The sequence below is a fragment of the Roseovarius sp. genome, assembly GCF_048262375.1.
In the GTDB taxonomy this organism is placed as follows: Bacteria; Pseudomonadota; Alphaproteobacteria; order Rhodobacterales; family Rhodobacteraceae; genus Roseovarius.
The window spans coordinates 43,444-67,076 of the sequence record NZ_JBLXFE010000011.1; the positions used below are offsets into that span (position 1 = coordinate 43,444).

Below are 23,633 nucleotides of genomic sequence, written 5' to 3' on the forward strand. Positions count from 1 at the left end.
TTTGGCGAGGATAAAGTGCCGGCCGATGATACTGTAACGCCCACCCGGCGGACGGAAGCCGCGCGGCTCCTCATTTGGGCCCAAAGTCTCCTTCAGGCCAAATGCCTCACTCCGCTTCTGCCGGTGCTCCTCCGCCAAAGTTGTTGCCATTGACATAATCGCAAGGCGCTTCCTGCATCTCCAAGTGTAGCCCATTGCCATTATAGGGGTTGGCGCGCGCCAGAGCCTCATCCACCTCGATCCCCAGACCGGGGCCGTCGGGCGGGGTGATATAGCCGCCTTCAACCCGGATGCCACCCTTGATCAGCCGGTCATGGAATGGGGTCTCGATGCTCTCGCACATCAGGATATTGGGGATAGAGGCGGCAAAATGCACATTCGCCGCCCATTCCACTGGCCCAGCATAGAGATGCGGGGCCATCTGAGCGTTATAGACCTCGGCCATGGCGGCCACTTTCTTCATTTCCCAAATGCCGCCTGCGCGCCCCAGCGCCGGTTGCAGGATTGCCGCCGCGCCCTCGCGCAGCACCGGCGCAAATTCGGCCTTGGTGGTCAGTCGCTCGCCGGTGGCCACTGGAATACGCACCGCCCGCGCCACCTGCGCCATGGCGGCCACATTGTCGGGCGGCACGGGTTCCTCATACCACAGCGGCGAATACGGTTCGAGCGCTTGCCCCAGGCGGATCGCCCCCGCCGTGGTGAACTGGCCATGCGTACCAAAGAGCAAGTCGGCGCGGTCGCCCACTGCTTCACGGATCGCCTTGCAGAACGCGACCGAGACCGAAATATCAGTCATTGCGGGCATATGGCCCCCGCGCAATGTATAGGGGCCTGCGGGATCAAATTTGACCGCCGTATACCCCCGCGCCACACAGTCCCGCGCGCTCTCGGCGGCCATGTCGGGTGAAGTCCAGAATTCGGCGATGGGATGGTCGGGGAGGGGGTAGAGATAGGTATAGGCGCGGATGCGAGGGTTCATCTTGCCGCCCAAGAGCGCCCAGACGGGGCGGCCGCGTGCCTTGCCCAAGATATCCCAACAGGCGATTTCCAGCCCCGAAAACGCCCCCATCACGGTCAAATCCGGGCGCTGGGTGAAGCCCGAAGAAAACACGCGGCGGAACATAAGTTCAATGTTTTCAGGATTTTCGCCGGCCATGTGGCGGGCAAACACATCCTCGATCACAGCGCGCATTGCTGTTGGTCCAACGCTCGCGGCATAGCATTCACCCCAGCCGGTGATGCCGTCATCGGTGGTCAGCTTGACCAAAATCCAATAGCGCCCCCCCCAGCCCGGTGCCGGTGGAGAGGTCACGATGATGTCAAGGTCTGTAAGTTTCATGGGGGCATCCTGTAAGGTGTCAAGAGTGCGGGAGGGAGGTGAGGTCAGCGGTTTGGGGTAGGGCCCTTGGGCCGTTTAGACCAGTGAGAGGGGGTCAGTCGAACACGATCACATTGCGCCCGGCGACCCCAGATTTGGTATCGGCAATCGCCGCATTGATCTGATCAAACCGCCAGCGGGCTGAAATGAGCTCGTCAAGTTTCAGCCGCCCTTGGGTGTAGAGATCGACCATCCAGGGGATGTCGCGGCGAATGACCACCTCGCCCACCTTTGAGCCGATCATGGATTGCCCCATGGCCGCGAAATTCACCGCTTCATAGGTCGAGCTGGCCCCGGAATGCGGCATGCCAACCATGATCACCTTGCCCCCACCGGCCAGATAGCGCGGAGCCTCGTCATAGGCGCGGGCAGAGCCAACGGTCACCAGCACCACATCGGCACCGCGCCCCAGCGCCGCCTTGGCTGCGCGCCACGGCTTGTCCCCGGTGGCCAAAACCCCATCGGTCGCGCCAAACTCTCGGGCGGTTTCGAGTTTTTCGTGGCTCATATCCACCGCAACGATCCGCCGAGCACCGGCAATGCGCGCGCCTTGGATGGCGTTTAGTCCGACGCCACCTGCGCCGATCACCACCACGTCCTGTCCGGCCCGCAGCGCTGCGGCATTGACCACGGCACCCATCCCGGTGATCACGCCACAGGCCAGAAGGCTGGCCGCTGCCAAATCGATCCCTTGGGGAATTTTCACGATCTGGCTGTGATGTACCACCACCTTTTCAGCAAAGGCCCCACAGGCCATTGCCTGATGCAACACACCGCCCGAAAGTGTCGAAAGCGGACCATGATCGCCGTTCTGCGGTGTCTCACAGCCGGTGGGGCGACCTGTGGCGCAGGGCGTGCAGTGTCCACAGGCGCGGATCAGCGTCACCACCACCGGATCACCTATGGCAAACCCGCTGACCCCGGACCCGAGTGCGCTCACGCGGCCTGCGGCCTCATGGCCGTAGACCGCAGGCAATGTGCCGCCCCAGCCGCCCTCGGCATAGGAAATGTCCGAATGACAAATTGCGACCGCTGCAATGTCGATCTGCACCTCGCCTGCCTCTGGCGCGCGCAGATGCACCTCTTCGATCACCAAGGGCGCGCCGAATTCGTGGCACACGGCGGCTGTGATGGTTTGCATGCGGCCTCCCTTTCGATCCTTGGAGCAGGTGATCTGGATTCGGCCGTCACTGCAAGCGGGTTTCTGTCAGGCAGAGGCGATATGCCCGGTGCTGTGCAGGAAATCCGTCAGCAGGCGGGCATAGGCCTCGGGCTGATCTATCGGTGGAACATGGCCGGTTCTGCGCATCAGCTCAAACCGCGAGCCGGGAATGAGGTTGACGGTTTCACGGACCAGATCCGGCGGTGTCGATCCATCCTCGGCCCCGGCAATGCCCAGCGTGGGGATGCGCAACCCCGAGGTGGGCGTGTAAAAATCCGTGCCCGATATGGCGGCAGCACAGCCGGCGTACCCTTCGGGATCATGCCGACAGAGGCGCTCGAACCAAGGCAGATGCCGGTTTTCCTTGAGGTAACTGCGCGTGAACCACCGCTCGCAAGAGCCGCGCGCCAGCTCTTGCATGCCGTTGGGGTGGCGTGCCGTGGCAATCCGCTCTGCCCAGAGCTTGGGCGTGCCGATCTTGGCCCCGGTGTTGGACAGCACCAGCGCGCGAATGAGGTCGGGGCGTTTCACTGCCAGCCCCTGCGCCACCATGCCACCAATGGACAATCCCACGAACATCGCGTCGCGCAGGCCCAGATGATCCATCAGCCGTTCGGCGTCGCGCACCAGCGCACCCATGGAATAGGGGGCAGGGGGGCAGGACGATTGCCCATGCCCGCGTGCGTCATAGCGGATGATCCGCAGGCCTTTGGGCAAGAGCGGCACCACCGCATCCCAGAGAAACGTGCCGGTGCCAAGCGCATGGGCAAAAACGAGGGGCGCGCCATTTGGATCGCCTTCGTCCAGGTAATGCAGGGTTACATCATCCAGTTCCAGAACGGCCATGCTTCCTCCACTCAGGCAAAACGCGCCAGCGCATCGCGGAACACATCCGCATCGACATTGCCGCCCGAGATGGTGACAAAGACCGCGTCGCCGTCGATCTGATCCCGTCGAAAGAGGGCGGCGGCCAGCGCCACAGCACCGCCCGGTTCCGCCACCAGCTTGAGCCGTGCAAACGCCAGCGCCATGGTGTGCAGCGCCTCATCGTCGCTGACCACAAGGCCCGGACCGCAGAGCCGCTGCATGATCGGAAAGGTGATATTGCCCGGCTGCGGTGTCACGATAGCATCGCAGAGCCCGCCTGAGGTCTGTGTGTTGCGCATGATCTGGCCCGCCGCGAGTGAGCGGGTGGCATCATCAAAGCCTTCTGGCTCGCAGGGGCGCGCGCGCAGCCCCGGCGCGTCCGCCTCAAGCGCAAGGGCGACGCCCGAAGTCAGCCCCCCTCCGCCGCAACAGGCCAGCACATCGGCGCGGTCGATGCCCAGGGCCGCTGCATCCTCGGCAATCTCCAGCCCGATGCTGCCTTGACCTGCGATCACCTGCGGCTCGTCATAGGGTTTGATCAGCGTCAGACCGCGCTCAGAACTCAGCGCCGCGCCGATGGCGTCGCGATCCTCGGTCGCGCGGTCATAGAGCACCACCTCGGCCCCAAGAGCGCGGGTGTTGTCGATCTTCATCCGGGGCGCGTCAGAGGGCATGATGATGACACTCGGCACGCCGAATTGCCGCGCCGCAAGCGCCACACCCTGCGCATGGTTTCCGCTGGAAAAGGCGATCACGCCATGCGCGCGGGTCTCAGGCTCCAGCGCTGAAACGGCAGAGCGCGCGCCGCGATATTTGAAGCTGCCGGTGTGTTGCAGGCATTCCGGTTTGACGAACACACGCCGCCCGGCGATCTCGTCCAGAAAGGGTGAAGAGAGCAGCGGCGTGCGCCTTGCATGGCCCGCCAGTCGGCTGGCGGCGGCGCGGATCATGGTGATGTCGGTCATTCGGTCAGGTCCAATAGGGCGCGGATGGCGCTGAGGGATTGCGGTTCGTCGAGAAACGGTACATGGCCACGATCCGGGACGGTGGCCGTGATCAGGCCGGGGTGACGGTCGTCCATTTTAGCAAAGGTTTCAAGGCTCAGCAGATCAGAATTGGCACCGCGAATGGCGGCTGTCGGAATATCTTTGAGCGCGTCGAAGAGCACCCACAGATCGACCGCCTCACCGGCACCGGCCTGACCCACCAGCGCATCGCGCAGCCGTGCGTCATAGCGCAGGCCAAGCCCGCCTTCGGGCTTCTGGTAGAACATGAACTCTGCCTGTTGCCGCCAACGGCTGAGCGGCACGCCGGGAAAGCCCGTGGCGTGGACATGGGCGAGCGCGGCGGCGGCGCTGTCCAGATCCGGCAGGTCGGGTTCACGGCCAACGTAATCCATGATCCGTTCAATGCCGATGGGGGTGACCTCGGGTCCGATGTCGTTGAGCACGACCCCGGCCAGACGGTGCGGCTGACCATAGGCCAGCGCCATCGCGATCAGTCCGCCGCGCGAGGTGCCGATCAGCGTCACGCGCGGCAGGCCGAGGTGATCCATGAGTTCGATCGCGTCCTGCCCCTCGCGCAGGATGTTGTAAGACATGAAATCGGCGGCGTGATCCGATCCGCCGCGCCCCCGGTAATCCATGCAGATCAGGCGGTGCCCGGTTAGATGGGGCGCGACAAAGCTGAAATCCGCGCTGTTGCGGGTGAGACCCGCGAGGCAAAGGATCGGCGTGCCTTCCCCTGCATCGGTGTAATAGAGCGAGAGCCCGTCCGAAGTGGTAAAGCGCGCCATTAGCCGCGCGCCAGCTCGGGAATGCCTGTGAGGTCGCGCAACTGGTGGTGCGGGGTGGCTGGCAGACGGTCCACCGGATCACCCGCGCGGTTGACCCAAGCGGTGGTGAACCCATAGCCCGAGGCGGCGCTGGCGTCCCAGCCATTCGAGGACACAAAGAGCACCTCGTCTGGCGCGCAGTTGAACCGTGCGCCCACGAGGTCATAGACCACGCGCGCCGGTTTGAAGATGCCCACGCTCTCGACCGAGAGCACATCGTCGAGCACAGCACCGATGCCCGCCGATTTAACCGCGCCGTTCAGCATGTCGGGCGCGCCATTCGACAGGATCGCGGTATTCATGCCCGCCGTCTTGAGCGCTTGCAGCATCGCGGGCACCTCGGGATAGGCCTCAAGTTCCCAGTAGAGTTGCAACAGCCGGTCGCGCAGGGCGGTATCGTCCTGCAACCCTTCGGATTCGAGCGCCCAGTCGAGCCCGTCCTGAGTCACTTGCCAGAATCCGGTATGCTGTCCCATGACCGCGCGCAGCCATGTGTATTGCAGTTGTTTCAGCCGCCATTTCTCGGCAATCGCTGGCCAGTGCCGGGCAAAATTCTCGCGTCCCGGCTCGGACGCGGCATTGCGCGCGGCGGCGGCCACGTCAAACAGTGTTCCATAGGCATCGAAAATGCAGGTGGTGATCGGCATGGTGTCCCCCTCATTGTGCGCGCGCAGACTTGCACGGAACGCAGAGAGGCGAAAGACCCACCGGCACACGGGCGCGTGAAGTGCTGAAGATGAGTTCAGGAGTCGGTTTGCAAATCGCGCCAGCCGTGGTTAAATTCATCGGCAGTCGCACCAAGTACCCGCGCAAATCCTGCGTGGCCTTGCAAACTCATCCCCTTCCCGAACAGATTGGAAAACCTATGACGCAGGTCAAACCGGGCGATACCGTCCGCATTCACTATACCGGAACGCTGACCGATGGCGCCACCTTTGATTCGAGCGCCGGGCGTGACCCGCTCGAATTCACCGTAGGCTCTGGCCAGATCATCCCGGGTCTCGATGCCGCGATTCCGGGCATGACCGTGGGCGACAAGAAAACCGTCCAAGTGCCCGCCGATCTGGCCTATGGCCAGCCCGACCCCAACGCCCAGCAGGCGGTGCCGCGTGCGGATATTCCGGCCGAGATACCGCTTGATCTGGGCACACAGTTGCAGATGCAGACGCCGCAAGGTCAGGTTCTGCCGGTGACCGTGGTCGAGGTGACGGATGAGCAGGTTGTGCTTGACGCCAATCATCCGCTGGCAGGCAAGGATCTGACCTTTGCCATTGAACTGGTGGCGATCGCCTGAGATTACACTCTGACGCCATGTCTGCGCGCCGGGCCATTGTGTCCGGCGCGTTGCGTTTCCGGTTGTTAACGATAGGGTGTTGAGAACCTGACCCGCTCTGGAGAGCCCGCGATGAATGCGACCGATAAGCTGTTGACACGAATCCGGGAATTGCAGGACGAGATGGAGGAGGAATTCGCCCGCCGCCGCGCCGCCTTTCGCTATCAGTATCGGAACGGTCGCGTGGTGTTCGAGGCCGAAGTGCGCCGCCGACACCGGGAGATGCGCGTGCGGCTGCTCACTTTCTTGCGGCGCACCCGACCTCTGACGGTCATTACCGCGCCGGTGATTTATAGCCTGATCGTGCCATTCGTGCTGCTTGACCTCTGCGTGACGCTCTATCAGGCGATCTGTTTCCCGGTGTATGGAATTGACAAGGTACGGCGTGCCGATTTCATTCGGGTGGACCGTCACCATCTGGCCTATCTCAACGCCTTGCAGAAATTGAACTGTGTCTACTGCGGTTATTGCAACGGGCTGATCGGCTATGTGCAGGAAATCGCGGGCCGCACCGAGGCCTATTGGTGCCCGATCAAGCACGCCGCCCGGATTGGCGCGCATCACAGTTATTACGCTCAATTCGTGGATTATGGTGACGCCGAAGGGTTCGAGGCCGGTCTGGCCACCGCGCGGAACAGGATCACCAAATCCGGGTTATCCGGGGTTGCCGGTAAGGAAATCGGGTAAAGCAGATTGCTCTGGCCCGTGCCTGAGAGCCGCGCATACGGAAACCGTTGCTCCGGGCAGGCCCGAGTGCAGCGCGAGAGAGACCACCCACCTGCGCATCCTCAGTCGATATCGAGCAGCACTGCCCCCGCGCGGCCCGGCGTCATCACTGCCTCATGAGCCGCCGCGCATTCTGCCAGCGGATAACGCGCTGCGATCTCGGGGCGCAGCGCACCTGTCTCCAGCGCGTGATGCAGCCGTGCGATGGCGGCCTCGCGCGCCGCATCGGGCAAAATGTAGATCAGCGTGATGTCGATCTTGAGCGCCTTAAAAAGACAGGGACCAAAGGGCAGGGTCGGGCTCATGTCCTTGGCCGACCCATAGGCGGCGATGGTGCCGTTCGGGGCCATGACCTCGGTCAAAAGGCCGATGTTCTGGCCAAATTCCACCTCGATTGCGCGGGCGACACCCTGTCCGCCCGTGGCGTCGAGGATCTGTGTCGCCAGATCCGGATCAGCATAATCGAAGACATGCGCGGCCCCCGCCGCGCGCACCCGGTCCATCGCAGAGGCGGAACAGGTGGCGATCACATCTGCCCCTGCTGCATGCGCCAGTTGCACGGCATTATGCCCCACCGCCCCGGCCCCGCCCGAAACCAGCAGGGTCTGACCGGCCACATCCCCACCACCGAACACGGTCTGCGCGGCGGTCAGCCCCGGAATGCCCAAGGTGGCCCCGACCTCGAAGGAAACCCCCTCGGGCAAAGGCACCGCTTGGGTGGCAGGAAGGGCGATATATTCGGCGGCGGTGCCGTGGGCGCGTTGCCATTGGCCGTTCCAGATCCAGACACGCTGACCGATGCGACCGGGGTTCACACCCTCGCCCACCGCATCAATGATCCCGGCGCCGTCAGAATGGGGGATGATTCGCTCATAGGCCGGTTTGGTCACGCCGGGTCTGTTGCCCGCCCGCGCCTTGGCATCCGACGGGTTGACGCCCGAGACCCGCAACCGAACCAGCACCTCACCCGCGCCCGGCGCGGGAACCGGCACTTCGCTCAGGTTCAGAACGTCCCCCGGTGTCCCGAATTTGGAATAGCTGATGGCACGCATGGCGCGTGGTGTCATTTGGTTCGACGCAAACGGATCACGACCTCTACTGCGGTGATCTCTGCCCCGTCCGGAGCCGTGGGCAGGCGCGCAATCTCCAACTCGCTTGCCGGGGCATCGCTCAGCCGGTTCTCGTCTTCCCAATAAAAATGCGGGTGATCGACGGTGTTGGTATCAAAATAGCTCTTGGAGCCGTCTACCGTCACCTCTTGGAGCAATCCCGCATCGCAAAATGCACGCAGCGTGTTGTAAACGGTGGCTAAGGATACCGCGTCCTCGCCGTTCTGGGCGTCGGCATAGAGGCTCTCTGCGGTGACATGACGATGCTGTCCGTCGCCGATGAGCAACGTGGCCAAGGTCACACGCTGCCGGGTGGGGCGCAATCCTGCGTCTGAGAGCCATTTCGCGGCAACCGAACCTGCCGTTGTGGTCATCGTAGCATACGCTGTCATTGTCTCACTCATCCCATGTTTCGACCAATATAGGGCCTCTGAGGGGGCGGTTTCAAATAAATTCCATATGGCAGCAAAAGGTGGTGCGGTGATGTCGCAGGCTTGCATGGGCCTTTTGCCGGATGCTAGAGGGGGTAAAAGCAATATTTACAATGAAAGGGGCCGCCTGAATGGCCGATTATCCAAGCAGCTTCGATCGTGACGATCTGCTTAAATGCGCCCGTGGCGAATTGTTCGGCCCTGGGAACGCGCAATTGCCCGAACCGCCGATGCTGATGATGGATCGGATCACCGAGATTTCCAGCGATGGGGGATCGCATGGCAAAGGGCATGTGGTCGCGGAATTCGACATCACACCCGATCTTTGGTTTTTCAAATGTCATTTTCCGGGCAACCCGATCATGCCGGGCTGTCTTGGGCTGGATGGTTTGTGGCAACTTACAGGCTTTAATCTTGGCTGGCGCGGCTGGCTGGGGCGCGGCTATGCCTTGGGCGTGGGCGAGGTCAAGCTGACCGGCATGGTGCGGCCCGACCGCAAGATGCTGACCTATTATGTCGATTTCACCAAGGCGGTGCAGACCCGTCGTTTGACCATGGGCGTGGCCAATGGCCGGGTCGAGGCCGATGGCGAGGTGATCTATCAGGTCACGGATATGAAGGTGGCCCTGTCGGAAAACTGAGCAGGCACAAGGGCAGGAGGTGGCAGATGCGCGGATGGCTTGCAGCACTCCTGAGCATCATCGCCTTGCCCGCTGCCGCCTGTCCCGAGGGCCAGACGCTCTTTCTTGGCTGCGACATGGAGCGGGGCGGCAAGGCGCTGCGTGTCTGCCGGAGCGAGACCCATGTGAGCTACAGCTTTGGTCCCAAGATGGGCGCGCCGGAACTGGCGCTGTCGCGGCCTGTGGGGCAGGGGGCCGAGAACGTGCCGTGGCCCGGCATCGGTCGGACAATCTGGGAGGCGGTGCGCCTGCGCAACGCTGATGTGATCTACGAAGTCTATGCTGGCTTTGACAGGTTCGACGCCGCAGACCCCGACAAACCCGATAGCCGGTTTGGGGGTGTGGTGGTGATGCAGGACGGCAAAGGCGAGATTGCGCATCTCAAATGCCGCGCCGGAACGGTTGTCTACAGCTATTGAGCCCGTTTTGCCCCATGATATGGGGCGGTAAAATCCCCTCTACCCAAAACCTTGCGGCTGTCCTATAGTGGCTGTGGATAACTGGGCATCAGACCCATGATCCAAGAGGCAAGGACAGAAAAGGGGGACGGCCAATGCGCTGCCCGTTTTGCGGAAATATCGATACACAGGTCAAGGATTCACGCCCTGCGGAAGAGCATGTCTCGATCCGCAGACGCAGGTTTTGCCCCGGCTGCGGCGGGCGTTTTACCACCTATGAACGCGTGCAGTTGCGTGATCTGGTGGTGGTGAAATCCAATGGTCGCCGCGAGGATTTCGACCGTGACAAGCTTGAGCGCTCGATCCGGATCGCGCTTCAGAAACGACCTATCGAACCGGAACGGATCGAACAGATGATTTCCGGCATCGTGCGGCGGCTGGAAAGCATGGGCGAGACCGACATCCCCTCGAAAACCGTGGGCGAGATTGTGATGGAGAGCTTGGCCCGGATCGACACCGTCGCCTATGTGCGCTTTGCCAGCGTCTACAAGAATTTTCAGGAAGCGGATGATTTCGACCGCTTCGTCAGCGAATTGCGGCCCGAAGACGCGGCCCTCAATCCCAAACCGGACGCGTGACCGGCGCCGACGCCCGCTTTATGGCACTGGCCCTGTCGCTGGGGCGGCGGGGCATGGGGCAATGCGCGCCCAATCCGGCGGTGGGCTGCGTCATCGTGCAGGGCCGGCGTATCGTCGGGCGCGGCTGGACCGCCCCCGGTGGCCGCCCGCATGCCGAGACGCAGGCGCTGGCACAAGCCGGCGCACAGGCGCGCGGGGCTACGGCCTATGTCTCGCTCGAACCTTGCGCGCATCACGGGCACACCCCGCCCTGCGCCGAGGCCCTGATCGCGGCAGGGATCACGCGGGTGGTGGCGCCCTTTGACGACAATGACCCGCGCGTCGCGGGCCGTGGCTTTGCCATGTTGCGCGCCGCAGGTATCGAGGTGCGCACCGGGGTTCTGGCCGACGTGGCCGGGCGCGATCTTGCAGGGTTCCTCATGCGCAACGAGATCGGGCGTCCCTTGGTGACGCTCAAACTCGCCTCAAGCTTTGACGGGCGCATCGCCACCGCCACCGGGCACAGCCAGTGGATCACCGGACCTCAGGCGCGGCGCGTTGTGCACGGTATGCGCGCGCGCCATGATGCGGTGATGGTGGGGGCGGGCACGGCGCGGGCCGATGATCCCGCCCTGACCGTGCGCGACATGGGCGCGCGCCGCCAGCCGGTGCGCGTTGTGGTCTCGCGCCGCCTTGATCTGCCGCTACTGTCCAACCTTGCGCGTACCGCCAAGGATGTACCGCTCTGGCTCTGTCATGGGCCAAATGTCGATCCGTCGCTGGCCGAGGCCTGGCGCGGCATCGGCGCGCGGCTCTTTCCCTGCGAGGTGACACTGGGGCAGGTCGATCCCGTTTCGGTCCTGCAGGCGTTGGGCGCAGAAGGACTGACGCGGGTATTTTGCGAGGGGGGCGGGGCACTTGCCGCCTCGCTTCTGTCTGCGGGGTTGGTGGATGAGTTGGTGGGGTTTACCGCCGGGCTCGCCATCGGGGCCGAAGGTCTGCCGGGGATCGGCGCGCTTGGTCTGGCGCGGCTCGACGAGGCCGCCCGCTACCGCCTGATCGAAACCCGCGCCGTGGGTGTCGATGTGATGCACCGCTGGACGCGCATCTGAGTGCACGCGGGTATTTGAGTGTTTTTGCAGAGGACGCGCTTCTGCTTGGCGCAAATACCCCGCCGGGGAGTATCGTTATCGTGTCAGGCGTCTTTTCCGCCCATCGCCGGATTTAATTCCCCTTAAATTACCGTTATTTAATGCGTCACGTCACCCCGAGGCACCTCGGGCAGTGTTGTGTCACATTATCTGATGCCCCGGAGGACAGTCTTACGACAAAGTAACATGCTTTTACGGTCGCAAAACTCACATCTCTATCCGTGGACAAGCAGATGACGGATCGCTGCCCGGTCTGGGCTATCCTGAATGACGGCCGGGGTCATCGGTTCCGCCTTGTTTTCGCATGGCCATCCAGATCAGCGGCACTCCGGTCACAAGTCCGAGGCCGAGAACGGCCCATGTTGTCCGCTCGATGTCCCCGCTGACGGCCTCACCTCCAAAATGCGCGAGGAGGAAACTTGCCGGGATGATGCCAGCGAAAGTCGCCAAAGCGAACCGCCAAGCCTGCAGGCGGCTGAGACCTGCGGCGTAGCTGATCATGTCGAAGGAGACGAAGGGCATCAGGCGGGACGCAAAGACCGTCGCCGTCAACGCAGTTTGCGACCCGAGCAATCCGGCATCGACGCGGTCGCCAAACACCCGCCGCAGGGCGTCATGACCCAGAACCCGTGCGAGGCCGAACGCGATCAATGCCCCAAGTTCGGCACCGATCACAACCTGTACCGTCCCCCAGAGATGCCCGTAGGCCGCCCCGGCCGCCAAGGCGATTGGCGCACTCGGGATCGGGCTGGCAACGACAGCAAGGGTCATGAGCGCAATGATAAACACAGGCCCCCAAGGCCCGGCACGCGCCACCGCTGTTTCAAGATGCTGCCGATCCAGCATGGTGCTGGCCTCGATCAGTACCGAAGGCGCGAAAAGCCAGATACCCAGCATAACCAGCCCCAAAATGGCAAGACCCGTGAGTATGGAGGCGCGCAGGCTCATCTCACATCGCCTTTCAGGCTTTCGCCAGATGGGGGTATTGCGCGTCCATGCCAACCCTCGTTGATTCGACCTCGGTCGTCAGGGGCAATCGCAACGATCCCCCTGACGCGCCATTTCATTTCAAACTGGTGACGGTCAGTTTACCATTCACCCGCTCAACGATGAACTCGATCTCCTTGCCCGCGTCGAGACGGTCGAACATGGCATCATCAGACACGCGAAACACCATGGTCATTGCAGGCATTTCGAGGTCGACAAGCTCTTCGTGAATGATGGTGACTTTGCCCTCTTCGGGTTTGACATTCTTGACGACTCCCTTCGTGTAAACCGGCTCGGCCCATGCCGATGAGACGGCGAAAAGAACGGCAATCAGGGCGGCGATGGTGGTCTTGATCGGTTTCATGGTGATCTCCTGAATTAAGGCGCTCAATTTTTCGCAACACGGATGGGGCCATGCATACCGGCCTCCATATGGCCGGGGATCAGGCAGGCAAACTGGAATTTCCCCGCATTTGCAAAGCTCCAGACAATTTCCCCCGACCCGCCTCGGGCCAGACGGATGGCGTTTGGATCGTCATGCTCCATTTCAGGGAACTTCTGCATTAACTTGCGATGCTTTTCGTTGTTTTCAAGGGTATCCATGACAAACTCGTGCTCCACATTTCCTGCGTTGACGATCCGAAAACGCACGGTCTCACCGGGCTCGAATTCAAGCTCTCCGGGTTCGAAAAGCATCTCTCCGTCATTCGTCTCGCGCATCGTGATTTCGATTGTCCGGGTTACCTCTTCTGGCGCGCCGGGTCGGCCGACCTGCATCATTTCGGCGTGACCATGCCCCGCCATGTGGCCGTCGTCATGGTCATGTCCGCCCGCGTGCGATCCGGCGGCCAGGGCCGCGCCAGCACCCGCAAGGACGAAGAATGTAGTGAATGTAGCGATCTTCATAGAAGGTATCCTCTTTCGTTTCGTACCATCAGCCCCGGGTCGGGGTGTATTTTGTGCGTGGGTTGTCGTTTCGGGTGAAATCCGGCAACGCGCCGGTCCATTCCCAGGCTTCGGTTCCGGGAGGGTTTTCGTACCAGCCGGGATCGGAATAATCGCCCGGTGCGATGCCCTCGCGGACCTTCACCACAGAGAACATTCCGCCCATTTCAATCGGCCCATGCGGCCCCCAGCCGGTCATCATCGGCACGGTGTTATCTGGGATCTCCATCGACATCATGCCCATTTCTGCCATGCCGTTAGAGCCCATCGGCATGAATTCTGGCTGATGCTTGCGGATCATCCCCGTTACGCGCCGTTTGTCCGCACCGATGAAGTTGGGCACGTCATGACCCATGGCATTCATCGTATGGTGCGATTTGTGGCAGTGAATGGCCCAGTCACCGGGATGGATGGCATCGAATTCATAGGCGCGCATCGCCCCCACGGGAATATCGATGCTGACTTCGGGCCAGCGTGCTGCCTTGGGCACCCAACCGCCATCGGTGCATGTGACCTCGAAATCATAGCCATGCATGTGGATGGGATGGTTGGTCATCGTCAGGTTGCCGACGCGAACGCGGACGCGGTCCCCCAAGCCCACCACAAGCGGGTCGATATCGGGAAACAGGCGGCTGTTCCAACACCACAAGTTGAAATCCGTCATGGTCATCACCCTTGGCGTATAGCTGCCAGGCACGATGTCGAAGGCATTGAGCAGGAAACAGAAGTCGCGGTCCACTGGCATGAAAGTGGGATCCTTGGGGTGCACGATGAACATCCCCATCATCCCCATGGCCATCTGCACCATCTCATCGGCATGAGGGTGGTACATGAAGGTGCCGGACTTCACGAGGTCGAACTCGTAAACATAGGTCTTGCCGGGCGGAATTCCCTTGTGGGACAGACCGGCCACCCCGTCCATACCCGAGGGCAGGATCATGCCATGCCAGTGGACCGAAGTATGCTCCGGCAATTTGTTGGTCACGAAGATACGCACGCGGTCGCCTTCAACCGCCTCGATCGTCGGACCTGTGGACTGGCCGTTATATCCCCAAAGATTGGCAATCATGCCGTCGGCCAATTCACGCTCTACCGGCTCTGCCACCAGATGGAATTCCTTGACGTTACCATTCATGCGAAATGGCAGGGTCCATCCATTGAGCGTGACCACGGGGTTATAATCCGGCCCGACCACCGGGCGCGGCGTGATCTGGGTGGCGGCGGTCTCCATCACCGGGGCCTCGGGCAGGCCCATGTTCTGCGCCCGTGCGGCGGCACCGGTGACCATGAGGCCCGCCCCGGCGGTGAGCATTTGACGTCGGTTCATCATCTCTTGTCTCCCTGTTCTCAATGGCCTGCGCCGGCATCTCCGGCGATCTCTGCGCCCCCGCCAACGCCAGAGGACTGCATGCCCCCGCCGCCGCCATGGATCGCTGCCAGAAGATTGGCATCGGCCAGCCAGAAATCTCGCCGGGCTTGGGCCTCGGTCAGGTTGGCGTTCGTCCGCGCGCGGGTGTCGGCCAACAGTTCGAACGTGCTGGTGATCATTCCGTTATAACTGAGCAGCGCTTCTTCCTCGACGGTCTTGCGCAACGGTAAAACGGCATCGCGATAGTGCCGCGCGATCCGGTGGCTACCCACGAGCGCCGCCTGTGCCGAACGTGCCTCGGACCGAACATTGACCGCTCGCTGCGCCAGATCATGAGCGGCGATCATATAAGCGGCTTCGGCTTTCTTCAGTCGCGCCTTGCCGCTGTCAAAGATCGGGATCGCGAATTCCAGCTCAAGCTGGGGAGTGGTCTCGGATTGCAGACTGCCCCCGTCATTCTCGCGTTCGGCCTCGGCGCCCACGATCAGCTCCAGATCGCTCACGAAACGTGTGGCGTTCGTCATCCCACGCGCCTGCGCCAGATCTTGCAGCTCCAATCTGGCAATGAGCAGATCGACACGGTTTCCCAGCGCTTGGGCTTCTATGTCGGACCGGTCCGCCACGCGGGCAGGCAAACGCGGCAGGGCATTGGGCACATAGTAATCCACCTCGCCCCCCCACAGACCGAGTTGACGTGTCAGGGCCTCCTTGGTCAGCTGCGCGTCGAGCCGGGCCTTGGCAAGCTGTCCGGAAAGTTCGGCGTGGAACGCGTGTTCTCTCGCCTGCTCTGCCTTGTTGAGATACCCGGTATCCCCAAGACGCGCCGCGAGCTCAGATCCGGCATCTGCGGTTTCCTGCGCCTGTCGTATCAGTCCCGCCGTCTCAAAGGCGGATACTGCCTCGACCCAGGCGCGCCGCGTGTCCACCGCGACCCGGAGGGTTTCTTCTACCGCCTGTAACTGGCTCTGAGAGAAGCGCAGTTCTGCCTGCCGGGTGCGATCCTGTTGTGTGAACGCAGCAAAGAGGTTGAACGCGATCATTCCCTCCAGAGTGCCATAGCCATTCAGGCCATCGGCCCCGATCTGGAACACCCCCAATGAGGCAACGGGATTGGGCTGCATGATGCTCTGCCACACATCCGCGGAGGATACCCCAAGCCGCGCATACGCCGATTGCAGACCACGATTATTGAGAAGCGCCACCTGAACGGCTGTATCGGCATCAATGGTCTTTCCATGCACCAGAGCATGGACACGTTTGGCATTGGCCTCGATGTCAGCCGCAGACGTGAGCATCACTGTGTCCTTGCCAAGGATTGTACGCGCCGGGTTCCTGACTTCAGCAAACCCCGCTTTGGGATCGGACAGGCGGGCAACCTGGTCCGGTGGTGCGCAGGCCGCGAGCGCCACGGACGCCAAAAGCGCAAGGCCGGGTTTCGACATCTGTCGCATCATTGCCCCTCCCCGCCAGCAGGCGATTGCTGTTGGTTCAGGCGGCGCCAGTCCTCGGGCCCTTTGACGGGCCGAGGGGTATAGCCCGCAAGAGGATCGGGAAAGGACGCGGGGCGTATGCCAACATCGTTTCGTGCCGCAGGGGCGAGCACGTCCTGTGCCGGCAGGTCGGGGGCATTCACACAGGCCAAAAGCGCCGTGGACATACCCAGCAAGAGTAAGGTTTTCAATGGAAACTCCAAGATCCGTTAGACAGCAGTCGTCGGGCCAGTTTCTAGCCCGGTGCATTCCAGAGGGCCCGCCAGGCGAGCGGGATTAGAATCTTGGGGGTCTTTGCAGATCGTCCGTTTGAGCAGGTCCGATCATTGAAATCTCGGGCCAAACAAGAGTGGTCAGCAGAACACTATGCGGCTCACCGGTATTACATATCGCGGGGAAAAGGGCCGAACAGGCATGCACCGTGCAGGTTTCATGATCATGATTCGGCAAAGAGTGGCGCGGTGCAACATCGCCGTCACCATGCATGTGATCATCCGCAGCAGACAACACTTGCGTCTGCTCGCTGTGCGGAAAGACGCAATGATCATGTGCTCCGAACTTGCTCGAAGCCGCGGCAAATCCGCTAAAGCCTGTCACGATGACAAGCGCGGTCAAAATCACTGCGATCATGTGTGGAATATTCGGCATGCCCAAACCGTATCTTGAAAAGATTGGTCGAACAATTGCTTTTTTGCCCGCGCGATCTGAGGTTTCCGTTACCAGACCGGATTCCGGATTACTATATCCGTTTCATGCGACGCGAGCGTGCGGGCCGCCAAGTGTTGGTCGCAATCCGCGGCCTGACCGCATCAAGTAGATCGGCAACGGTCGCCTCGGCGGGGTAGCCTGATCTGACTGGCCCAACTTGATTGTTGGTGCATTATCAGTCTGATTTCCATCTGGATGATGGTTTCTGGTGCTGGCGGTCGATATCCCAATGCACGGAGGGGCCGCTTGGTGTTGTGTGGTGTTTTATCCAACCTTCAGATGATGATCTGAACCTCGCTCAGCGAATAGAAGAGCACGCGGTTTCGCACCTCATCCTGAAACCTGGTGTTGAAGCTCTCAACATAGCCGTTTTGCAGGGCTTCGGTCAAACCGGGGCGGTTCAGGTCGCATCATCGCTGCGAAGTTTGGACTGTTCCGGTAAACCATTGCACAAACCTGTCGTTGTGACTCTTGTGGCACCAAAGTGCGCTGTGGTGCTGTCCAAAGGAAAAGGTTGATCCAAATGTCATAAATCTGTTGCAATCCTGATCGCCGGTGAAATTATGATGTTCATGAACGGTTCTTACATTGAGAGACACTCACCGCCCGTTCAGTTTACCAGTGCTCTGATTAATCCCCGAAATTTTGAGAAGAAGATACATCCACATGGGTCAGGACGTTTACAAAGTTGCTTTCGACTCGTCTCCCATCGGTGTTTTCGTCGTTGGTGAAACCGGGAACATTCTCGAAGCCAATGATGAGATCAACCGCATCTTCGGATATGAACCTAGTGAACTCATCGGGATGAAAGTCGAAGATTTGGTGCCGTGTGATCACAAGGCGCGGCATGTTGATTTAAGAGGGGCGTTTTTCAAGAATCCGATGCGCCGTAAAATGGGCGGAGATCAAGCCTTTCCTGGCGTTCGAAAAGATGGCGGCGCGATCCATGTGGAAGTCGGCTTTGAGGCGGCACAACTCGGCGGTGCAGATGTCGTCGTGGCAAGCGTGGTCGACGTCTCCGAGCGTGTGCTGATGAACCAGCGCCTTAAGGCGCATCAAGATGACCTTGAGAAACTCGTCGCAGAGCGCACTGAATCCTATCTGAAAGCAAAGGAAGAAGCAGAGCATAACGCACGCGTCAAGGCTGACTTCCTGTCTAATATGAGCCATGACATCCGCACGCCCCTCAACACACTCATGGGATTGGCGCATCTTATGTCGGACACAGAGCTGACAGATGAGCAGGCATGCTACGTGAGCCAGCAGAGCATGGCGTGCAACCTGCTATTGGGCATCGTGGATGACATTCTCGATTTCTCAAGGCTGGAGGCCGGGAAGATCCCAATCAACGCCAATCCGGTGTCCCTAATCGAAATTCTCGAAAACATTGCCACCAACATTCGGATTTCGTTCGCGGACAAGCTAGTTGAGTTTATCATTGTTCCAGATCCACAGATCGAGCAAATTGTGGTGGACCCTGTCCATCTGATCCGGGTTCTCATGAACCTGCTTAGCAATGCGGCCAAGTTCACACATAAAGGCAGCGTCGTACTATCTGTGAAAGCGACCGGTGGCCGGAACCTGAGATTTGAAGTCCGGGACACAGGCATAGGCATTTCAAAAGACGATCAGAAACGGATTTTTACGCCTTTTGAGCAGGCGACAAACACCGTCGAAGGCCGCCGCCGTGGTGCAGGGTTGGGGCTTTCGATCTGTGAGAGGCTCCTGTCCATGATGGGGTCAAAGCTTTACCTTGAGTCCGACCTCGGGAAAGGCAGTTGCTTCTCGTTTGACCTTGATGCCCAAGTGGAGTTGAAGCCCGTTGCCGACAAGAAAATCAGCGGATCACACAGCGTCCTGATCGTCGACGAAAACCTTGACGCTCTGGAAGCTACGGCGAGATCCGTCGAGTTTCTACACTGTCAGCCACTGACAGCATCTTCGGGGGACGCGGCCATCCTGAGGGTAATGAATCTTAAGAACCGCCAAGAGCCGTTTCCAGACGTCATCCTGCTCAGCGGTGGGCTGACAAATCCGGATGTGAAGCAGGTTGCTAAAAGAATACGCGCTTTTCTGGGTGAAGACTGCCCGCCACTCTGCATGATGCGATTGCCTGCGGAAAAAGATAAAGCGAAAGACCTGATGGTTCGCAATATCATCAGTGCCGATGTGACCAAGCCCATTCTTCCGAATTCACTTCAACGGCTGGCCGCAAAATTTGAACGCAAGACGTGTGCTGACATGTTGCCTGAAAAACGTGTTGAAGTGCCGTCTCCCGCTGCCACTTCGATCAAGGAAGTGAAACTGCTTTTGGTAGATGATAATGAGGTGAACCTAGTAATTGCCTCTGCGATCATGGCCAAAGCTGGGGCACATGTTACCAGCGCACTCAGCGGGGCTCAGGCTCTGCAAGAATTGGAAAATGCCTCTGCGCGGGGGTTTGATATCATCCTGCTTGATCTGCACATGCCGGGCATGGATGGGTATGAGACCTGTCGGAGGATCCGCAATGATCTCAAACTCACCAGCATTCCCATCCTAGCCTTCACGGCCGGTGTTCTTGAAGAGCAAAAACAGGCGGCTTTTGATGCCGGCATGAATGGGTTTATTCGCAAGCCTTTCAATGTCGCCAAGGCTGTAGCGTTGATCGCTGAACTGACACTTTGGTCCAAGGAAGACAGGGCTGGAGGCAAGCAGATTAATATCGCCTGAGTGTGTCCGCAGAAGATGTCTCAGCGCTTTATCTGGCTATCGAACCCTGTATCTCTTTAAGAGAGGGGTGAAACCGATTGCGTCACATCTGTCGGACCATACGCTGGCTGCGCGGAATTCAGAACTCATGACTTAGGCCATCGTAAGGTGTCGGTTCGGCCAAGGCGCTCTGACGGCAGGTCAGAGCGCATCAGCCAGACGGATACGAAACGAGTTGGGCCTGATCCTGAGAAACGCTGTGCCCTTCAAATGTCACATTGAAGCGAGTCCCGCGTGCGTCACGGTAAAGCGTGCTTGAAGGCATAGAGGCTTTTGGGCCTCTTTTTATGCTGGGATATCCGTCTTCTTGAAATGACAGCTCTTAGTGCGTTTCTGAACACTGAGGTGCGTTTTGCGTGCTGATAACACTTTCAGCGGAATTTCAAATGGCGATAAAAGGCAGCGCTCGCTGTGTGGGAAAAATGCGGATATAAAACAGCTTGAAGACTATCACGCTGTAAGGAATGAATTTTTCCTTGATCATACCCCGCCGGAGGCATCGACCTTTTCGGGTGCAACGCCTCCGGTCTGACCGCAAGCTGCGGCTCAGCCCAGTTCTGCCAGCCGGGCGAGGGCCGCGCGCAGTTTGCCTTCTTCTTCTTCGCGCAGCGCCAGATTTTCGCGCGCTTCGGTCACGACATCCTCAGGCGCGGAGGCCACGAAATTGGGGTTGTTCAGCCGCCCGCGCAGCCCGCCCAGTTCTTTTTCCAGCTTGCCCAGGGTCTTTTCCAGCCGCGCCTTTTCCTCGGCCACGTCGATGATATCCGCGAGCGGCAGACCAAAGCTGCCGCCCTCGACCGCCACCGTGACACAGCCCTTGGGGAAGCTGCCCACATCGGTCAGGCTCTCGACCCGCGCCAGTCGCTTGATCATCACTTCGTTGCGCGCCCATGCGCCGCGTCCGGCCTCGCCCAGTTCCGTGACCAGAAGCGGCACATAGAGACCGGCTGGCACATGCATCTGCGCGCGCGCCGAGCGGATTTGCTCGATCAGTGCGATCACCCAGTTCATTTCACGGTCGGCGGCGGGGTCGATCAACTCGGAGCCATAGGTCGGCCAATCCGTATGCACCAGCATCTTGGGCCGCGCCGCGCTCAGCGTGCCCCAAAGCTCTTCGGTCACAAAGGGCATGATCGGATGCAAGAGGATCAGACATTGATCTATGACCCAGGCCATCGTCGCCTGCGTCTCGGCCTTGGTGGCCGCATCGCCATCCAAGAGCAGCGGCTTGGAAAACTCGACATACCAGTCGCAGACCGTGCCCCAGACAAAGGCATATAGCGCGTTGGCCGCATCGTTGAAGCGGAAGTTTTCCAGCGCCTCATCGACGGCGGCCCGCGTCTTGGCGGTCTCGCCGATGATCCATTGGTTGACCGTCGCGGTGGGGCTGGGCACCGTGCCGGTCGAGCCGACCGCGCCATTCATCTCGGCAAAGCGGGCGGCATTCCACAGCTTGGTGGTGAAATTGCGATAGCCCGCAATGCGCTCTTTCGACAGTTTCAGATCGCGCCCCATGGCCGCCATTGCCGTTAGGGTAAAGCGCACGGCATCGGTGCCGTAATCCGCGATCAGGTCGAGCGGGTCGAGCACATTGCCCAAGGATTTGGACATCTTCTTGCCCTTCTCGTCGCGCACGAGGGCATGCACATAGACATGAGAGAACGGCTTTTGCCCAACCACGGCATATTGCATCATCATCATCCGGGCGACCCAGAAAAAGATGATGTCAAACCCGGTGATCAGCACTGAGGTCGGGAAATACCGCTTGAGTTCTTCGGTGTCCTCGGGCCAACCCAGCGTGCCGATGGGCCAGAGACCCGACGAGAACCATGTGTCAAGGACGTCGGGGTCGCGCCAGACCGGATAGACCAGATGCGTGGGGTCCTGCGTGGCCGTATACTCCGCCAGTGCGCTGGCCAGCCGGTGCAGCGCCGCTTCGCGGTTCTCGACCTCGACCACCTGCATCGCGGCCAGAGGCAGCGGCAGGCTGGCAAGATTGTCGTGAAACCTGTCGGAAATCGTCCCGAAATCCGCGCCGCATTGCATCAGGGGGCTCAGATGCCCCTCGTTCAGAAGCTGCAGCATTTCCACCAGATCGAGCGTGCCGTCGCCCTCTTCATCGTGGAAATCCGGCGCGCTCAGGTCAAACCCATACCACACCGGAATCTGATGGCCCCACCAGAGTTGCCGGGAAATGCACCACGGCTCGATATTCTCCAGCCAGTGGAAATAGACCTTGCGATCGCTCTCGGGCAGGATCGTCACCTCGCCCGAGTGCACGGCATCGAGCGCGGGGCCGACGATTTTGGCCGTGTCCACGAACCACTGATCGGTGAGCATCGGTTCGATCACCACCTTGGAGCGGTCGCCAAAGGGCTGCATGATCGGTTTGGCCTCGACCAGCGGCACCGCTTCGCCGTCCTCATGTGTCACCATCACAGCCAGACCTTCGGCGGTGATCTCTTCGACCACCCGAGCGCGCGCGTCGAACCGGTCCAGACCGCGCAGGTGATCCGGGATCAGGTTGAGTGTGTCGACTTCCTCGATCGTGAAATCGGCGCCTTCCGCGATTTCCTGCGCGCGTTTGGCGGTCTCGGCGTAGGGCGCGCCATCGGCCCGCATCTGCGCGCGGGTGTCCATCAGGCGGTACATCGGGATGCCGCCGCGCTGTGCCACGCCATAGTCGTTGAAATCATGTGCGCCAGTGATCTTGACCGCACCGCTTCCGAAATTCGGATCGGGATAGTCGTCGGTGATGATCGGAATGAGGCGGCGATGTTCCTTTGGTCCCACCGGAATTTCGCAGAGTTTTCCGACAATTGGCGCGTAACGTTCATCTGATGGATGAACGGCGACCGCGCCATCGCCCAGCATGGTTTCGGGTCGTGTCGTGGCGATGGAAATGTAGTCACGGGTTTCGCGCAGGGTTACATTGCCGTCAGCGTCTTTCTCGACATACTCATAGGTCTGACCCCCGGCCAGCGGGTATTTGAAATGCCACATATGGCCTGCGACCTCGATATTCTCGACCTCAAGATCTGAAATCGCGGTCTCGAAATGCGGGTCCCAATTGACCAGCCGCTTGCCGCGATAGATCAGGCCCTTATTGTGCATATCGACAAAGACCTTGATCACCGCGTCATGGAAATTGCCCTCTTCGCCCGCAGGCGCCCCCGGCGCACCGGACATGGTAAAGGCGTTGCGTGACCAGTCGCAGGAGGCGCCAAGCCGCTTCAGCTGATTGATGATCGTACCGCCGGATTGCGTTTTCCACTCCCAGACCTTGTTGAGAAACGCCTCGCGCCCCATTTCGCGGCGCGAGGGCGCGCCCTCAGCCGCCAGCTTGCGCTCGACCACCATCTGCGTGGCGATGCCTGCGTGATCCTGCCCCGGTTGCCACAGCGTGTCATGCCCGCGCATCCGGTGCCAGCGGATCAGAATATCCTGAAGCGTGTTGTTGAACGCATGGCCCATGTGCAGGCTGCCGGTCACGTTGGGGGGCGGGATCATGATGCTGAAGGTCTCGGCCCCCGGTGCCGCATTGGCCCCGGCCCGGAACGCGCCTGCGTCCTCCCACGCCTGATAGAGCCGCGTCTCGGCCTCGGCCGCGTCGAATGTTTTTTCCATCGCCATGACGTATTGATCCTGCAAAAACCGGGTTTTCATCTGCTCTACCTAATGTGGGATCAGAGGAAAA

General features: G+C 60.6%; 24 protein-coding genes. 7 read left to right on the forward strand and 17 right to left on the reverse strand.

Annotation, left to right across the window (positions count from 1 at the left end):
- Positions 1-106 precede the first annotated feature (106 nt).
- The 6 genes from ACN0SW_RS13010 to ACN0SW_RS13035 form a co-directional block, all read right to left on the reverse strand.
- On the reverse strand, positions 107-1,339 hold the full coding sequence (locus ACN0SW_RS13010; protein ID WP_417728365.1) for a mandelate racemase/muconate lactonizing enzyme family protein: 1,233 nt from the start codon (positions 1,337-1,339) through the stop codon (positions 107-109).
- Between the two features lie 94 nt (positions 1,340-1,433).
- On the reverse strand, positions 1,434-2,519 hold the full coding sequence (locus tag ACN0SW_RS13015) for an alcohol dehydrogenase catalytic domain-containing protein (protein WP_417728366.1): 1,086 nt from the start codon (positions 2,517-2,519) through the stop codon (positions 1,434-1,436).
- 66 nt (positions 2,520-2,585) lie between these two features.
- Complete coding sequence (gene pcaD / locus ACN0SW_RS13020) at positions 2,586-3,386, reverse strand: 3-oxoadipate enol-lactonase (protein WP_417728367.1); 801 nt, start codon at positions 3,384-3,386, stop codon at positions 2,586-2,588.
- 11 nt (positions 3,387-3,397) lie between these two features.
- The gene (locus ACN0SW_RS13025) at positions 3,398-4,372 is read right to left on the reverse strand and encodes a threonine ammonia-lyase (protein ID WP_417728368.1); all 975 of its coding nucleotides are present in this window, start codon (positions 4,370-4,372) and stop codon (positions 3,398-3,400) included.
- Positions 4,369-5,202, reverse strand: coding sequence for an alpha/beta fold hydrolase (locus tag ACN0SW_RS13030; RefSeq protein WP_417728369.1), 834 nt, complete (start codon positions 5,200-5,202; stop codon positions 4,369-4,371). The genes ACN0SW_RS13025 and ACN0SW_RS13030 overlap by 4 nt, the downstream gene beginning before the upstream one ends.
- Entirely contained in the window at positions 5,202-5,888 is a 687-nt protein-coding gene (locus ACN0SW_RS13035; protein WP_417728370.1) for a haloacid dehalogenase type II, read from the reverse strand. The genes ACN0SW_RS13030 and ACN0SW_RS13035 overlap by 1 nt, the downstream gene beginning before the upstream one ends.
- A 218-nt stretch (positions 5,889-6,106) precedes the next feature.
- Between ACN0SW_RS13035 and ACN0SW_RS13040 the strand changes: the two genes are divergently transcribed.
- Both ACN0SW_RS13040 and ACN0SW_RS13045 read left to right on the forward strand, forming a co-directional pair.
- Positions 6,107-6,535, forward strand: coding sequence for an FKBP-type peptidyl-prolyl cis-trans isomerase (locus ACN0SW_RS13040; protein WP_417728371.1), 429 nt, complete (start codon positions 6,107-6,109; stop codon positions 6,533-6,535).
- Between the two features lie 111 nt (positions 6,536-6,646).
- Positions 6,647-7,261: a hypothetical protein gene (locus ACN0SW_RS13045; protein ID WP_417728372.1), complete on the forward strand. Its 615-nt coding sequence runs from the start codon at positions 6,647-6,649 to the stop codon at positions 7,259-7,261.
- A 101-nt stretch (positions 7,262-7,362) separates the two neighbouring features.
- Here ACN0SW_RS13045 and ACN0SW_RS13050 read toward each other — a convergent pair whose 3' ends face one another.
- Together ACN0SW_RS13050 and irrA are read right to left on the reverse strand one after the other, a co-directional pair.
- Positions 7,363-8,352, reverse strand: coding sequence for an NADPH:quinone reductase (locus ACN0SW_RS13050; RefSeq protein WP_417728373.1), 990 nt, complete (start codon positions 8,350-8,352; stop codon positions 7,363-7,365).
- Positions 8,353-8,363: 11 nt separating this feature from the next.
- On the reverse strand, positions 8,364-8,783 hold the full coding sequence (gene irrA, locus ACN0SW_RS13055) for an iron response transcriptional regulator IrrA (RefSeq protein WP_417728431.1): 420 nt from the start codon (positions 8,781-8,783) through the stop codon (positions 8,364-8,366).
- A gap of 188 nt (positions 8,784-8,971) precedes the next feature.
- On the opposite strand from irrA, the gene fabA reads away from it, so the two are divergent.
- From fabA to ribD, 4 genes are all read left to right on the forward strand, one after another.
- Complete coding sequence (gene fabA / locus ACN0SW_RS13060) at positions 8,972-9,481, forward strand: bifunctional 3-hydroxydecanoyl-ACP dehydratase/trans-2-decenoyl-ACP isomerase (RefSeq protein WP_417728374.1); 510 nt, start codon at positions 8,972-8,974, stop codon at positions 9,479-9,481.
- Positions 9,482-9,507: 26 nt separating this feature from the next.
- Positions 9,508-9,939, forward strand: a complete 432-nt coding sequence (locus tag ACN0SW_RS13065) for a hypothetical protein (RefSeq protein WP_417728375.1) — start codon at positions 9,508-9,510, stop codon at positions 9,937-9,939.
- Positions 9,940-10,073: 134 nt separating this feature from the next.
- On the forward strand, positions 10,074-10,556 hold the full coding sequence (gene nrdR / locus ACN0SW_RS13070; protein ID WP_037272790.1) for a transcriptional regulator NrdR: 483 nt from the start codon (positions 10,074-10,076) through the stop codon (positions 10,554-10,556).
- Between the two features lie 20 nt (positions 10,557-10,576).
- A complete protein-coding gene (gene ribD, locus ACN0SW_RS13075; RefSeq protein ID WP_417728432.1) occupies positions 10,577-11,647 on the forward strand; it encodes a bifunctional diaminohydroxyphosphoribosylaminopyrimidine deaminase/5-amino-6-(5-phosphoribosylamino)uracil reductase RibD in 1,071 nt (356 codons plus the stop codon).
- A gap of 297 nt (positions 11,648-11,944) precedes the next feature.
- Here ribD and ACN0SW_RS13080 read toward each other — a convergent pair whose 3' ends face one another.
- The 8 genes from ACN0SW_RS13080 to ACN0SW_RS13115 all read right to left on the reverse strand — a co-directional run bounded on the left by ACN0SW_RS13080 (position 11,945) and on the right by ACN0SW_RS13115 (position 17,574).
- Positions 11,945-12,634, reverse strand: coding sequence for a TVP38/TMEM64 family protein (locus ACN0SW_RS13080; protein WP_417728376.1), 690 nt, complete (start codon positions 12,632-12,634; stop codon positions 11,945-11,947).
- 115 nt (positions 12,635-12,749) lie between these two features.
- Positions 12,750-13,037, reverse strand: a complete 288-nt coding sequence (locus tag ACN0SW_RS13085) for a copper-binding protein (RefSeq protein WP_417728377.1) — start codon at positions 13,035-13,037, stop codon at positions 12,750-12,752.
- A 23-nt stretch (positions 13,038-13,060) separates the two neighbouring features.
- Entirely contained in the window at positions 13,061-13,579 is a 519-nt protein-coding gene (locus ACN0SW_RS13090; RefSeq protein ID WP_417728378.1) for a cupredoxin domain-containing protein, read from the reverse strand.
- Between the two features lie 28 nt (positions 13,580-13,607).
- Positions 13,608-14,948, reverse strand: a complete 1,341-nt coding sequence (locus tag ACN0SW_RS13095) for a multicopper oxidase family protein (RefSeq protein ID WP_417728379.1) — start codon at positions 14,946-14,948, stop codon at positions 13,608-13,610.
- Positions 14,949-14,965: 17 nt separating this feature from the next.
- Entirely contained in the window at positions 14,966-16,441 is a 1,476-nt protein-coding gene (locus tag ACN0SW_RS13100) for a TolC family protein (RefSeq protein ID WP_417728380.1), read from the reverse strand.
- Complete coding sequence (locus ACN0SW_RS13105; RefSeq protein ID WP_417728381.1) at positions 16,438-16,668, reverse strand: hypothetical protein; 231 nt, start codon at positions 16,666-16,668, stop codon at positions 16,438-16,440. Before ACN0SW_RS13105 ends, ACN0SW_RS13100 begins: the two co-directional genes overlap by 4 nt.
- Before the next feature lie 85 nt (positions 16,669-16,753).
- Positions 16,754-17,125, reverse strand: coding sequence for a hypothetical protein (locus ACN0SW_RS13110; RefSeq protein ID WP_417728382.1), 372 nt, complete (start codon positions 17,123-17,125; stop codon positions 16,754-16,756).
- 335 nt (positions 17,126-17,460) lie between these two features.
- Positions 17,461-17,574 carry an integrase core domain-containing protein gene (locus tag ACN0SW_RS13115; protein ID WP_417728383.1) on the reverse strand — a complete coding sequence of 38 codons (114 nt, stop codon included), beginning with the start codon at positions 17,572-17,574 and terminating at the stop codon, positions 17,461-17,463.
- A 277-nt stretch (positions 17,575-17,851) separates the two neighbouring features.
- Here ACN0SW_RS13115 and ACN0SW_RS13120 point away from each other — a divergent pair, with 277 nt between their 5' ends.
- The gene (locus ACN0SW_RS13120) at positions 17,852-19,897 is read left to right on the forward strand and encodes an ATP-binding protein (protein ID WP_417728384.1); all 2,046 of its coding nucleotides are present in this window, start codon (positions 17,852-17,854) and stop codon (positions 19,895-19,897) included.
- Positions 19,898-20,482: 585 nt separating this feature from the next.
- Here the strand turns inward: ACN0SW_RS13120 and ACN0SW_RS13125 are convergent.
- The gene (locus ACN0SW_RS13125; protein WP_417728433.1) at positions 20,483-23,569 is read right to left on the reverse strand and encodes a valine--tRNA ligase; all 3,087 of its coding nucleotides are present in this window, start codon (positions 23,567-23,569) and stop codon (positions 20,483-20,485) included.
- Positions 23,570-23,633 lie beyond the last annotated feature (64 nt).

Excerpts from the sequence above, each read along its gene's own strand:
- pcaD (WP_417728367.1), bottom strand. The coding sequence starts at position 3,386 with ATGGCCGTTCTGGAACTGGATGATGTAACCCTGCATTACCTGGACGAA.
- ribD (WP_417728432.1), top strand. The coding sequence starts at position 10,577 with ATGGCACTGGCCCTGTCGCTGGGGCGGCGGGGCATGGGGCAATGCGCG.
- ACN0SW_RS13100 (WP_417728380.1), bottom strand. The coding sequence starts at position 16,441 with ATGATGCGACAGATGTCGAAACCCGGCCTTGCGCTTTTGGCGTCCGTG.
- ACN0SW_RS13120 (WP_417728384.1), top strand. The coding sequence starts at position 17,852 with ATGGGTCAGGACGTTTACAAAGTTGCTTTCGACTCGTCTCCCATCGGT.
- fabA (WP_417728374.1), top strand. The coding sequence starts at position 8,972 with ATGGCCGATTATCCAAGCAGCTTCGATCGTGACGATCTGCTTAAATGC.
- ACN0SW_RS13110 (WP_417728382.1), bottom strand. The coding sequence starts at position 17,125 with ATGCCGAATATTCCACACATGATCGCAGTGATTTTGACCGCGCTTGTC.
- ACN0SW_RS13015 (WP_417728366.1), bottom strand. The coding sequence starts at position 2,519 with ATGCAAACCATCACAGCCGCCGTGTGCCACGAATTCGGCGCGCCCTTG.
- ACN0SW_RS13030 (WP_417728369.1), bottom strand. The coding sequence starts at position 5,202 with ATGGCGCGCTTTACCACTTCGGACGGGCTCTCGCTCTATTACACCGAT.
- nrdR (WP_037272790.1), top strand. The coding sequence starts at position 10,074 with ATGCGCTGCCCGTTTTGCGGAAATATCGATACACAGGTCAAGGATTCA.
- ACN0SW_RS13045 (WP_417728372.1), top strand. The coding sequence starts at position 6,647 with ATGAATGCGACCGATAAGCTGTTGACACGAATCCGGGAATTGCAGGAC.
- ACN0SW_RS13095 (WP_417728379.1), bottom strand. The coding sequence starts at position 14,948 with ATGATGAACCGACGTCAAATGCTCACCGCCGGGGCGGGCCTCATGGTC.
- ACN0SW_RS13035 (WP_417728370.1), bottom strand. The coding sequence starts at position 5,888 with ATGCCGATCACCACCTGCATTTTCGATGCCTATGGAACACTGTTTGAC.
- ACN0SW_RS13125 (WP_417728433.1), bottom strand. The coding sequence starts at position 23,569 with ATGGCGATGGAAAAAACATTCGACGCGGCCGAGGCCGAGACGCGGCTC.
- ACN0SW_RS13050 (WP_417728373.1), bottom strand. The coding sequence starts at position 8,352 with ATGCGTGCCATCAGCTATTCCAAATTCGGGACACCGGGGGACGTTCTG.
- irrA (WP_417728431.1), bottom strand. The coding sequence starts at position 8,783 with ATGACCACAACGGCAGGTTCGGTTGCCGCGAAATGGCTCTCAGACGCA.
- ACN0SW_RS13025 (WP_417728368.1), bottom strand. The coding sequence starts at position 4,372 with ATGACCGACATCACCATGATCCGCGCCGCCGCCAGCCGACTGGCGGGC.
- ACN0SW_RS13090 (WP_417728378.1), bottom strand. The coding sequence starts at position 13,579 with ATGAAGATCGCTACATTCACTACATTCTTCGTCCTTGCGGGTGCTGGC.
- ACN0SW_RS13065 (WP_417728375.1), top strand. The coding sequence starts at position 9,508 with ATGCGCGGATGGCTTGCAGCACTCCTGAGCATCATCGCCTTGCCCGCT.
- ACN0SW_RS13080 (WP_417728376.1), bottom strand. The coding sequence starts at position 12,634 with ATGAGCCTGCGCGCCTCCATACTCACGGGTCTTGCCATTTTGGGGCTG.
- ACN0SW_RS13085 (WP_417728377.1), bottom strand. The coding sequence starts at position 13,037 with ATGAAACCGATCAAGACCACCATCGCCGCCCTGATTGCCGTTCTTTTC.
- ACN0SW_RS13040 (WP_417728371.1), top strand. The coding sequence starts at position 6,107 with ATGACGCAGGTCAAACCGGGCGATACCGTCCGCATTCACTATACCGGA.
- ACN0SW_RS13010 (WP_417728365.1), bottom strand. The coding sequence starts at position 1,339 with ATGAAACTTACAGACCTTGACATCATCGTGACCTCTCCACCGGCACCG.